Source organism: Niallia sp. RD1, from assembly GCF_024219955.1.
GTDB classification, from domain to species: domain Bacteria; phylum Bacillota; class Bacilli; order Bacillales; family Cytobacillaceae; genus Niallia; species Niallia alba.
In genome coordinates this window covers 5,125,883-5,138,494 of the sequence record NZ_CP100420.1, presented here as the reverse complement: position 1 = coordinate 5,138,494, position 12,612 = coordinate 5,125,883, and the positions used below count along the sequence as shown (strand labels likewise).

Annotated in this window: 10 protein-coding genes and 1 riboswitch; of the genes, 8 read left to right on the top strand and 2 right to left on the bottom strand. The window is 35.3% G+C overall.

All coding sequences use genetic code 11. The annotated features are described in order from the left end of the window. Positions 1-10 precede the first annotated feature (10 nt). Positions 11-193, top strand: a riboswitch (Lysine riboswitch). A 183-nt stretch (positions 194-376) separates the two neighbouring features. Together NKG37_RS24825 and NKG37_RS24820 are read left to right on the top strand one after the other, a co-directional pair. After that, entirely contained in the window at positions 377-1,606 is a 1,230-nt protein-coding gene (locus tag NKG37_RS24825; protein ID WP_254416441.1) for an aspartate kinase, read from the top strand. Between the two features lie 540 nt (positions 1,607-2,146). Continuing rightward, positions 2,147-3,829 carry a methyl-accepting chemotaxis protein gene (locus tag NKG37_RS24820; RefSeq protein WP_367976440.1) on the top strand — a complete coding sequence of 561 codons (1,683 nt, stop codon included), beginning with the start codon at positions 2,147-2,149 and terminating at the stop codon, positions 3,827-3,829. Between the two features lie 63 nt (positions 3,830-3,892). Here NKG37_RS24820 and NKG37_RS24815 read toward each other — a convergent pair whose 3' ends face one another. After that, the gene (locus NKG37_RS24815) at positions 3,893-4,354 is read right to left on the bottom strand and encodes a YslB family protein (RefSeq protein ID WP_101730681.1); all 462 of its coding nucleotides are present in this window, start codon (positions 4,352-4,354) and stop codon (positions 3,893-3,895) included. Between the two features lie 569 nt (positions 4,355-4,923). Between NKG37_RS24815 and NKG37_RS24810 the strand changes: the two genes are divergently transcribed. From NKG37_RS24810 to sdhB, 3 genes are read left to right on the top strand one after another with little or no spacing between them, the layout of a single operon-like run. Continuing rightward, positions 4,924-5,532, top strand: coding sequence for a succinate dehydrogenase cytochrome b558 subunit (locus tag NKG37_RS24810; RefSeq protein ID WP_016201772.1), 609 nt, complete (start codon positions 4,924-4,926; stop codon positions 5,530-5,532). A gap of 47 nt (positions 5,533-5,579) precedes the next feature. Then, positions 5,580-7,343 (top strand): succinate dehydrogenase flavoprotein subunit, encoded by a 1,764-nt coding sequence (gene sdhA, locus NKG37_RS24805; RefSeq protein WP_016201771.1) that lies wholly within the window; start codon positions 5,580-5,582, stop codon positions 7,341-7,343. A gap of 1 nt (position 7,344) precedes the next feature. Then, positions 7,345-8,103 (top strand): succinate dehydrogenase iron-sulfur subunit, encoded by a 759-nt coding sequence (sdhB, locus tag NKG37_RS24800; protein ID WP_016201770.1) that lies wholly within the window; start codon positions 7,345-7,347, stop codon positions 8,101-8,103. A 35-nt stretch (positions 8,104-8,138) separates the two neighbouring features. On the opposite strand, the gene NKG37_RS24795 is transcribed toward sdhB, so the two are convergent. After that, the gene (locus NKG37_RS24795; protein ID WP_101730682.1) at positions 8,139-9,287 is read right to left on the bottom strand and encodes a hypothetical protein; all 1,149 of its coding nucleotides are present in this window, start codon (positions 9,285-9,287) and stop codon (positions 8,139-8,141) included. A 355-nt stretch (positions 9,288-9,642) separates the two neighbouring features. Between NKG37_RS24795 and gerE the strand changes: the two genes are divergently transcribed. The 3 genes from gerE (at position 9,643) to istB (ending at position 12,503) form a co-directional block, all read left to right on the top strand. Further along, complete coding sequence (gene gerE / locus NKG37_RS24790) at positions 9,643-9,867, top strand: spore germination transcription factor GerE (RefSeq protein ID WP_016201768.1); 225 nt, start codon at positions 9,643-9,645, stop codon at positions 9,865-9,867. 306 nt (positions 9,868-10,173) lie between these two features. Continuing rightward, positions 10,174-11,742: an IS21 family transposase gene (gene istA / locus NKG37_RS24785; protein WP_254415496.1), complete on the top strand. Its 1,569-nt coding sequence runs from the start codon at positions 10,174-10,176 to the stop codon at positions 11,740-11,742. After that, the gene (gene istB / locus NKG37_RS24780; protein WP_254415495.1) at positions 11,739-12,503 is read left to right on the top strand and encodes an IS21-like element helper ATPase IstB; all 765 of its coding nucleotides are present in this window, start codon (positions 11,739-11,741) and stop codon (positions 12,501-12,503) included. The genes istA and istB overlap by 4 nt, the downstream gene beginning before the upstream one ends. Positions 12,504-12,612 lie beyond the last annotated feature (109 nt).

Genomic DNA, 12,612 nt, shown 5'->3' with positions numbered 1-12,612 from the left:
TAACTTAATAAGTGAAGGTAGAGGTGCGAACTTCAAGAGTAATAATTCGGAGAAGAATGAGCTTCAGAGAAGAATTATGAAAGGGATAGATCGCCGAAGTAAGGAAAGTTCTCATTGCTTTTTTTACTGGTTTTGCATTGAATAAATGTAAGACTGTCAAAACAAGGAACTGTTTTGGAGAGCTATCTCACTGTTTGTGCATATTAATACTGTTAATTGGACTGCACGGCAATGAGATATTCTCATTGCTTTTTTTATTGTCTTCATCTATTTTTTCGTTATTTCAGTTTGCCACAGAGAAAATAGTAATACATAAAAGAAAAGCAAGGGGAAATAAAAAGAAACCTCTAAGATTACAAGAAGGTAGGGAATGACTTTGGGATTAGTTGTACAAAAGTTTGGTGGAACTTCAGTAGGCAGCGCAGAAAGAATTCTACATGTAGCAGAAAGAGTAATCAAGGAAAAGAATCGTGGTAATGATGTAGTAGTGGTTGTGTCTGCTATGGGAAAAACAACAGATTCTCTTGTAACACTAGCGAATGAGATAAATCAAAAGCCATCTAAACGAGAAATGGATGTATTACTTTCCACTGGGGAGCAGATTACTATAAGTCTACTGTCTATGGCTTTACAGGCAAAAGGAGTAGAGGCTATTTCTTATACTGGCTGGCAAGCGGGAATAGAAACAGAGGATGTCCATGGCAATGCACGAATATTAAATATTCAAACGGAAAAAGTGCAAGGACAATTACAACAGGGAAAAGTAGTTGTAGTTGCTGGATTTCAAGGAGTCACAGAAACAGGGGATGTAACAACCCTTGGACGTGGTGGTTCAGATACTACGGCAGTTGCTATTGCAGCAGCGTTAAAAGCGGAAAAATGTGATATCTATACAGATGTAACAGGCGTTTTTACAACCGATCCTCGTTTTGTGAAGAATGCGCGAAAACTATTAGCAATTTCCTATGACGAAATGTTGGAACTAGCTAATTTAGGAGCAGGCGTTTTGCATCCAAGAGCAGTAGAATATGCAAAAAACTACCAAGTGCCATTAGTGGTTCGCTCAAGTATGGAACAAGAAGAAGGAACGATCATCGAGGAGGAAGTTTCAATGGAACAAAATTTAGTCGTACGTGGAGTTGCGTTTGAAGATAATATTACGAGTGTTACGGTATTTGGATTAAGAAATCCGCTAACAAGTCTTTCTACTATTTTTACAACACTTGCATCCCATCATATAAATGTAGATATCATTATTCAAAGTTTAACAAATGATCAGTTGACTAACCTATCTTTTTCAATTAAAGATAGTGATTTAGAAGAAACATTGAAAGTGTTAGAAGAAAATAAAGCCGAATTAGGATATGATAAAGTCACTTCAGAACAAGGATTAGCAAAAGTATCGATTGTAGGTTCTGGAATGATTTCTAATCCTGGCGTAGCAGCAGAAATGTTTAAAGTATTATCAACTGAAGAAATTGTTATTAAGATGGTAAGCACATCAGAAATTAAAGTATCTACTGTGATTGAAAAAGAGAATATGGTGAAAGCAGTAGAAACATTACACGATGCGTTTGAATTAGCTAAACTACCTGTGAATGCATAATTAAGACAAAAAGCCCCTTCCTTCTAAAAGTAAAAGCATAGAAGAAGGTGCTTTTTCTTTTAGAAATGCGTTTTAATTTCCATTCTATATTGATAGACGAGATTAAGGGATTTTCAAAAATTAAAAACAAAATAATTTTTATGAAAACGCTTAATTTATATGGTAAGATAGGAAAAGAGGAATATTTTACTATAAAGGAGGTCCTGATATGAAGATGAAGATTTGGGATAGAGTAAATAGGACTACAAAAAACAGTTCAAAAAGATTTAAGATTAAGTTAAAAACAAAAATGATTATTTCTTTTGCCCTAATTTTAATTATTCCAAGTTTAATTATAAGCACGTTTTCTTATATAAAAGCGAGAAATGAAATGGAAAATCAATTTTTAAACACTTCCCATGAAAATGTGAAAATTGTGGACAATATCATTAGAAATATATTAGGTACCAGTATTTATCAAACGGTTATTTATTCGGAGAAAATTAAATTTGATGAACAATCAGAAGAAAGTAACACGACGGTAAGGACAGAATTTGATAAATACATGGAATTGAACCCAGAATTGAGAGCGTTTTCTTTGGTTCGAAAGCAGGAACACTCATCCAATCTCCTAATAGCATTCTTGGTAAAGGCTATGATCCAAGGAAAGATGCATGGTATACAAACGGGATGGAAAAAGAAGGGGTTGTTTATGTTTCTAGTCCTTATACATCAATTGCCACAGGCAGTTTAGTTGTTGCAGTTTCAAAGCAGACGGAGGATAAAAAAGGTGTAGTAGGGATGGAAGTAAGCTTAGAGCGAATAAAAAGCTTAGTTTCAGATGTGAAAATAGGAGATAAAGGCTTTATCATTATTTTTAATCAAGATAAAAAATATATCGTTCATCCTAAAGAAGAAGCAGGTACAACTGCGAAACAGTCTGTGTTCAATCAAATGTTTGACAAAAACGAGGGAAGTATCGATCTAACTGACGGTGGAAATAAATATATTATGCAATATATAACCAATGAAACAGTGGGCTGGAAACTCGCTGGTGTTGTAGATAAATCAGAAATTAATGATATGACTTTTCCTATACTATATCAAACAGTTTTAGTAATAGTGGTCTCTCTATTAGTGAGCGGTTTCTTTATATTCATACTTATCAATTCTTTTATTAAACCATTAAACAAATTAAAGGAATCAGCAATAAAAATGAGTGAAGGAAATTTAACAGAGAAAGTAGACATTCTTAGAGAAGATGAAATTGGCCAAGTAGCTCTAGCATTAAAGAATATGGCTGAAAATCTACATAATATTATAAAAGATGTAAATGAAAAATCGGAACATGTTGCAGCTTCTTCTGAGCAATTGCTTGCAAGCTCGGATCAAACAGCTTCAGCATCTGAATACGTTGCTGGGGCATTGGAAGAAGTAGCAAGTAAGGCTGAAATGCAAAAAGATAATTTAACAAAGAATACTAATGCATTAAAGGACATAGAGAATCATATTAACAAAGTTGCTGAAAGTGCAAAAATTGTTTCCACATTGACAAATGAGACGGTCATACAGGCGCAAGAAGGAGAGAATACAGTAAACAATACGCTGAGCCAGATGAATGAAATTTATCATTCGGTGGAATCATCGAACCAGCAAATACTGTCCTTACAAGAACGCTCGCAAGAAATAGAATCTATTGTAGAGACTATTAGTGGCATAGCTAACCAAACTAATTTGCTTGCCTTAAATGCTGCAATAGAAGCAGCAAGAGCAGGAGAGCATGGAAAAGGATTTGCCGTAGTTGCGACGGAAGTTGGAAAACTTGCCAAGCAGTCCGAACAATCTGCGCAAGAAATCGGTGATATTATTACAAACATTCTTACGAATACAAAAACGACCGTCGAAGGGATGGGGGCAGTTACGAAAAGTGTTCAAAATGGAATAGTGGCATCAAAGCAAACGACAGAAGCTTTTAATGGTATTATTCAGCGCGTAAAAACTATCTCACCACAAATGACGGAAGTTGCTAACCTGTCTAATCAAATAGCAGAGCAGGTACAAGCTGTAAGTGTATCAGCCAATGAATTATTAACTATTTCAAGCGAGAATGCAGCTTACTCAGAGGAAATGGCAAGTTCAACAGAAGAACAATTAGCAGCAATGCAGGAAATAAAAGCAGCAGCCAGCTCATTATCAGATGTAGCTGTCGAACTTCAAGAAAAGATTAATACATTTACTATTTAAAAAAACTCCATATGGCAACAAGGAACTAATAAAAAATTCCTTTCGTCATATGGAGTCATCTCTTTATTCTACTACTGGATCTTTACTATCCCAACGAACCGTAATGGTTATTTTTTTATCTTTTCTTTTTGGGTCTTCAAAGGCCTCAGCAATAACTTTTTTCGTTTGTTCATATTGCTGTGCTAAATAACCTGCTTCAAGTTGAAATGTACATTTCCCTTTTTCTTTTAATCTTTTTTCGATAAGATCACTGGATAATTGATAAGTAATTTCATTTTTTGTTTGTTTAACTACTTCTAAATTTCCCCATCCGACTTTTTGAAAAAAGGTATAAGCTTCTTCTATTGCATCTAAAGGAAATAATCGAGCAATACGTTTACCTGCCCAATACAATAGGTCAGGAGTATCTCGACCTAATAATTCTGGGATAAGTATTTCTCGAATTAATTCGTATCCATATGCGGGAACAGTAAGTGGGTCAGTTTCCACTTGTGTTTTTTCTTCTACGGATGTTAAATCACTCAATATGCTCTCCTCTTTCTACCATTCTATTATATTCACTTAATTACAAGAATTATCTTCTAAAAAAAGTAATCATTTTAAGTATTCACGGTAATTCCACACCATTGTTTAGGAAGAAGTATGGATTCCAAATAAAATAGAATAAAATATATTGTCTAAATAGTATACTGTAAAAACGGAAAAAAATCATAAGAAAAACGAATGATATTTAAATTAGAAAGTTAAAAAAGTACTTACTAGGACAATGTAGTTTGTAACTACACAATATTCTAAGTTGATTAAAACTTCAGGGATTTACAATGTTACCGAATTAAGTATAAAAGCTTTTATTGATAATTCTATTATTTGATTTGCGTGATAAATTTATGCGAATAATAGAAAGGAGGAAATTTTTACTTTTTTTCACATATAGTTAGAAAAAAAGCGAAAGAAAATTTATTTAATGTATCCGTTTTCTTGACCGCATTTTTTTTTAAGAGTACAATTAAATTGTCACTAAATTGTAAGAATTTTTGGTTTTGTTATCGCTTTAGAGGCAAAGGGAGTATGTCATCAATTAGGGGGGGAATTTTATGGCAGCAAATCGAGAGTTTTTATTCAGAAGGCTTCACTCTTTATTAGGGGTGATTCCAGTGGGAGTATTTTTGATCCAACATTTAGTTGTCAATCACTTTGCAACTAGAGGCGCAGAAGCCTTTAACAAGGCAGCTGGCTTTATGGAGCATTTACCTTTTCGGTATTTTTTAGAAATTTTTGTAATATTTTTACCGATATTGTATCATGCAATATATGGAATTTATATTGCGATTACAGCCAAAAATAATACTAAAAACTACGGATTTTTCCGAAATTGGATGTTCTATATTCAAAGGGTGACAGGGATCATTACATTAATATTTATTGTTTGGCATGTATGGGAAACAAGGGTAGCCGCTCAATTAGGGCAAGAAGTGAACTATGAGATGATGAGCGAAAATTTGGCAAACCCTTGGATGCTTATTTTTTATTTAGTAGGAGTTATCTCAACCATTTTCCACTTCTCTAATGGATTGTGGTCATTCTGTGTAAGCTGGGGAATCACTGTTTCTCCTAAATCTCAACGAATTAATACATATGTAACGCTAGGAATATTTGTTGCATTAACAATAGTAGGTGTACGAGCAATATTCGCGTTTGTTTAATAAATAGTAGTTTAGTAGAGCAATAGATGAAGGAGTGAACGTTTGTTATGAAGAAAGGGAAAGTTATCATCGTTGGCGGTGGTTTAGCAGGACTAATGGCAGCAATCAAAGTAGCAGAGACAGGGACTCCTTTAGAATTATTTTCCCTTGTACCTGTAAAAAGATCACACTCCGTTTGTGCCCAAGGTGGAATAAATGGAGCGGTAAATACGAAGGGGGAAGGAGATTCTCCGTGGGAGCACTTTGACGATACAGTGTATGGCGGAGATTTCTTAGCAAACCAGCCACCTGTCAAGGCGATGGCTGAAGCAGCCCCTGGAATTATTCATTTGATGGATAGAATGGGTGTAATGTTTAACCGTACACCAGAAGGGTTACTTGATTTCCGCCGTTTTGGAGGAACACAGTATCACCGAACAGCTTTTGCTGGGGCAACGACAGGACAACAGCTTCTATATGCTTTAGATGAACAAGTTAGAAGATATGAAGTTGATGGGCTTGTAGTTAAGTATGAAGGCTGGGAATTCCTTGGTATTATCACAGATGAAGAAGGTGTATGTAGAGGGATTAAAGCACAGGACTTAAAAACAATGGAGATTAAATCCTTCCCTGCAGATGCTGTTATCATGGCAACTGGAGGCCCTGGAATTATCTTCGGAAAATCTACGAACTCTATTATAAACACTGGTTCAGCAGCATCTGTTGTGTATCAACAGGGAGCCTATTATGCTAATGGGGAATTTATCCAAATTCATCCAACTGCTATTCCTGGTGACGATAAACTGCGTTTAATGAGTGAATCAGCTCGTGGGGAAGGCGGACGTATCTGGACATATAAAGATGGGAAGCCGTGGTATTTCTTAGAAGAGAAATATCCAGCCTACGGAAACCTTGTGCCTAGGGATATTGCGACACGTGAGATTTTCCATGTTTGTGTTGACCAAAAGCTCGGCATCAATGGGGAAAATATGGTGTATCTAGACTTATCTCATAAAAATCCTAAAGAATTAGATATTAAATTAGGTGGCATTATTGAGATATACGAAAAATTCACTGGCGAAGATCCACGTAAACTTCCGATGAAAATTTTCCCTGCGGTTCATTACTCAATGGGTGGATTATGGGTGGATTATGATCAAATGACCAATATTCCAGGTCTATTTGCAGCAGGAGAATGTGATTACTCTCAGCATGGAGCAAACCGTTTAGGAGCAAACAGCTTACTTTCAGCGATTTATGGTGGAATGGTTGTAGGCCCGAATGCAGTTAAATATATAAGTGGATTAAGCAAAAGTGCAGAAGATTTATCTACTTCCTTATATGATTCCGCTATTAAAGAAGAAGAATCTAAATGGCAGGATATTATGAAAATGGATGGAACAGAAAATGCTTATGTTCTACATAAGGAATTAGGAGAATGGATGACCGATAATGTTACAGTTGTTCGTTACAACGATAAATTATTAGCAACAGACGATAAAATTCAAGAGCTGTTAGAGCGATATAAACATATTAATATTAATGATACAGCAAAATGGTCTAACCAAGGGGCAGTATTCACTCGTCAATTACAGAATATGCTTCATCTTGCACGTGTTATCACACTCGGTGCATACAATCGAAACGAAAGCCGTGGAGCGCACTATAAACCAGAATTCCCAGAAAGAAATGACGAGGATTTCTTAAAAACAACAATGGCTAAATTTGTTGGGGAAGATAAGGCTCCTGATCTCCATTATCAAGAAGTCGATACTTCATTAATCAAACCTAGAAAAAGAGATTATTCAAAGCAAAAAGAGGGAGTGAAATAAAATGGGGGAACAAAAAACAGTTACTTTTCAAATTGCAAGACAAGATGACCCTAATTCACCATCTTATGTAGAAGAATTCACTTTGCCATATCGACCTAATATGAATGTGATTTCTGCCCTAATGGAAATTCGCAGAAATCCTGTAACAACCAAGGGAGAAAAAACATCTCCAGTTTCTTGGGATATGAACTGTTTAGAAGAAGTATGTGGGGCATGTTCAATGGTCATAAATGGAAAGCCTAGACAATCCTGTACAGCTCTAATTGATCAATTAGAACAACCGATTCGTTTGGAACCAATGAGAACATTCCCTGTTGTCCGCGATCTCCAAGTAGATCGAAGCCGCATGTTTGATAGCTTAAAGAAAGTCAAAGCATGGATTCCAATCGATGGAACGTATGATTTAGGGCCTGGTCCAAGAATGCCAGAGAAAAAACGCCAATGGGCATACGAGTTATCTAAATGTATGACATGTGGAGTTTGCTTAGAAGCATGTCCAAATGTAAACAGTAAATCTAATTTCATGGGACCAGCACCGCTTTCTCAAGTTCGTCTATTCAATTCTCATCCAACAGGTGAAATGAATAAAGAGGAAAGACTACAAGAGATAATGGGAGATGGTGGACTAGCTAACTGTGGTAACTCTCAAAACTGTGTGCAGTCTTGTCCAAAAGGAATTCCATTGACAACATCTATTGCTGCCTTGAACCGTGAAACAACGTTCCAAGCATTTAAAAACTTCTTTGGAAGTGATCATTAATCAAAAAAGACCGCCATTTGGTGGTCTTTTTTCGGCTAATATTTTTCTTTGAATTGACGATAGGCGAAAATAAATTCAGTTGCTACTGATTTTTCCTCGCTAGCCAGTTCGCTTAAGTTATTCTCTAAATAAATTATAGTAGCTTCTAGATGCTGCAAAGTCTCTGTTAAGATTCGTTTATCTTCCTCTTTTTCCAGATTTGCAACCTTTTGACCATAATCATACTCATACAATGTATCATATACTTCATTATTACTTGCAGATAAAGTGATTTTTCTTTGCAAGCATGGCAAACAAATTCCACATGGTAAGGTAACAGCTGCTTTTCCTTTTCTTTTTATTCGCACACAGTCAATAGTATTTTTGATTTGTAGTTTATATTCTTTTGGTATTTCGTTTATGCCTATTTGTAAAGGTTTATGCAATACAGGAGTTTTGATAGTTAAATTAAGATCCAAGCTTGTATAGAGATCATTTAATAGTTTAAAAGTTTTCGGATGAGTAGATTTGTGCAATACATTCCAATCGATACAAACATTTCTATTGATTTTGCTATTTTGATAGACATATACAGTGCTTCCACCGTTAAAGTACGTTTTCACTGCAGCAATCGATACGAGTAAACAAGTGCTAACGGTTGATAATTTTTTAGAGATCTTCTTATAGATTGTTGAATCTAATGCAATAATCTCACCAGAAGCAGAGACGTTACTTCTTAGAAAAACAGCTAATTTTTCTTGCTTACCCCGCTCATTCTCTTTGTTTATAAGTCGAAGATAATCAGAGGCAATAGGTGAAGCTGAGCAATTATTTTTCGCAACACCGACTAATGATTCCATATCATCGAAAAATAATGTTACTTCATAATTATTAGGAAGATAAAAAGAAGGAGACATTAATTCCACATCAATTTGTTGGAACTGAAGATAAACAGGTTCTTCCATTAACCAATCAAGAAGCATTTCTAAGACATCCCTATTTTTTTCCCAGTGACTTACATGGAAAACGGGAATGATTAAGCAGTTATTCTTTCTTGCCTTTTTCGTTTGTTGTTCAAAGTAAAATAGCCCACCCATAATCGTTACGATATCAATATAGGGAGTGCCTATCCGATCATAATCAAAGTACATATCCTGAAGTAATTCTTTATGTAGGTTTGTTAGAAAATCTATGTTTAAGTCCATTTATATCACCAAAACTTCCTTTGATAACAGAAATTAAACTACTGCATAATTACTCGTTGCTTAAATTATAACATGGATTTTTAAGAAGTTAGGAAAAAGGAGGGAGAATATAGTGGATTTTTCACTCGACCATCTAAATATCAAATGTACACTATCTGTTAATGGGGAAGGTTAATAAATGCTTAATTGTTTTGTTAAATGATTGTAATGGAAAGAAATTTTAAAAACAGAAAAACCCTTCCCTAATTTCTATAAATCCAGTCACTCCAAGGTGTCATCTTACATAATATATTCAGACTATAACTATACCCATCCCAAAGTTCATAGCTGGCAAAGGCAAGGAGGGTTACACTACTTGAAGGAGAATGAATTTACTCACAAGCCATTATTAACCAAAAGAGAAAGAGAAGTATTTGAACTGTTAGTCCAAGATAAAACGACTAAGGAAATCGCGAGTGATTTATTCATAAGCGAAAAAACAGTTCGAAATCATATTTCTAATGCTATGCAGAAGCTGGGCGTGAAGGGGCGTTCACAGGCTGTTGTAGAACTCCTTAGAATGGGAGAACTAGAGCTATAATAAAGAAGATGATCTCGTATAAGCGGGGAGGAAATTCCACTCCTTTGCCGCTTATATGGGTCATCTTCTTTTAATGAGGATACATGGCTAAATGAGGGATGTGTAAATAATATTGTCAAAACTGCTCTTGTTCATAAATTTTACATCTAAATTAATACTCCATTAACTTTTTGTGACTGCTAAACTAGAGTAGACAGTTTTTGCTAGATAAAAAGAAACACTTATTTACCCAAATATACAAATATAAGTACCATCCATTGTAAAATGTTTATATCAAAACATACTCATCAGTGGAGGTAGCAAAAGGTGGATAAGTGGGAAATGTATGTGGAAATACATCAGCTAATAAAAAAGGGTTTTAGCAAGAAAAAGGTAGCAGAAAAACTAGGAATCTCAAGATCAACCGTTCATCGTTATCTAAAAAAGAATCCTTCGGATATGTCTGAGTGGGTAGACTCTCTTCAGTCGAGAAGTAAGAAATTAGATCCTTATAAAGAACTAATTTTATCCTGGCTGAGAGAACATCCAGATATGTCAGCTGCACAAGTAGAAGACTGGTTAAAAGAGAAGTATGAAGATTTTAAAGTAGGTGAAAGTACGGTTCGCTCCTATGTTAAAGAGCTTCGAGACGAATATAAAATAAAAAAGGAAACTTCACCACGAATCTATGAAGCTATACCAGATACACCAATGGGTGAGCAAATTCAAGTTGACTTTGGTCATACTAAGCAAAAAACTAGTGATAATAAAGAAGTTAAACTTAACTTTATTGCCTTTGTATTATCCAATTCTAGGTATAAGTATAAGGAGTGGTTAGATAGGCCTTTTACTACCCAAGATGTGATTGCAGCACATGAGAATGCATTTAGGTGGTACGGAGGGATACCAGGAGAATTAGTATATGACCAAGATAGTTTAATTGTGGTAAGTGAAAATGGAGGAGATTTAATTCTAACGCAAGAGTTCCAACAATATAAAGAATCTAGGAATCTAACCCTTCGTGTTTGCCGTAAGTCGGATCCAGAAAGTAAAGGAAAAATTGAAAATGTAGTTGGTTTCATTAAACATAACTTCGCTAAACACCGAGTCTTTCATAACATTGATTCCTGGAATGAACAAGGATGGGAATGGCTTAATAGAACCGGCAACTATAAAGTTCATCATACAACAAAAAAGAGACCGGTCGAAGTGTTTTCCCTGGAAAGACAACACTTACGACCAGTCACCAAAAATCTAGATGTAAAATATAACTATGAAACTAGTATATCAAGATGCGTCCATAAGGACAATACTATTCGTTATTTATCGAATCGTTATTCTCTTCCATTGGGGACGTTTGGCAAATATGAAACTGTCTGCATTAAGAAAACCGAAGAAAAGGAATTAATCATTTATAGCCATGAAACAGGAGAAATCATCGCAAAACATACTATCCCTGACGGGAAGGGATTATTAATTAAAGACAGAAAACATAGCCGAGATAGAACAAAAGGTATTGATGCATTTATGGATACCGTTGCCCAACAATTTAATGACAGTGAGATAGCTTATGATTATTTACAGACAGTAAAAGATAAATACCCTCGATATATTAGGGATCAGCTCCAAATGATATTAAAAGAGACAAAAGTAAATAACAGGGAAATTCTATCGGCAGCATTAAATGAATGTATAAAAAGGAGCCTTTATGGTGCGACAGATTTTAGCGATGTCGTTGCCTATTTAAAACGACACCGACAAGTTGGAGATACGGTGCATGATACCGCTGAGAATGTAACACACATAAAAGGAGTTTCTGGTTGGATTATGGAGACGGAGGCTCAAAAAAGAGAAGTGGATGCCTACACTGCCATATTGGAAGGTGAACCTGTATGAGTCAGCTAAATCAATTACAAGATTTGATGAAGACATTACGTTTAACAGAAACAGCAAATCACCTTCCTGCATTAATAAGAGAGGCTGAGCAAAAGGATTCGTCCTTTACTCAGTTCCTCTTCGATGTAGCAAAATATGAACAAACTCGAAGAGAAGAAAAGCAATTAGAGAAACGATTTAAATGGGCTACATTTCCTTTCCAGAAGACATTAGAAGAATTCAATTTAAAAGAACAGAAGTCATTAAGCAACAAACAGCTAAATAGATTAAAAGATTTAACCTGGATAGAACAATTACACAATATCATTCTATTGGGGCCACCAGGTTGCGGGAAAACCCACATTTCAATCGGGTTAGGTATCGAAGCGTTAAACCAAGGTTACAAGGTGATCTTTACTACGATGGGAGACCTTATCAATGTATTGAAAACGGAGGAAATCACACGTAAATCACAGACAAGAATGAAAAGAATAAGAGACGCTGACTTAGTTATTATTGATGATTTGATGTTTATGGCGGGGGATCAGCAGGAAGCTAATATATTTTTTCATTTAATCAATGACTTATATAATCAATCGTCCATCATTTTGACATCAAATAAAGCCCCCAAAGAGTGGGGAGAATTATTAGGTGACCAAGCAATTACAACAGCTATACTAGATAGAATTTTACATCGGGTTGAAATAATTCATTTAAATGAAGATAGTTATCGAATGAAACATAGATCGACCATATTTGGGCAAGAAAGTGTTTCAAATTAATGAGCATAAATTGTGTCTTTTTACTTGACGGTCACAGTTGCTTTTACACCTAAAGAAATAGTCATTATGTATATCGTTTTTATGGGTGCATGTGTACTTACTTACCCTA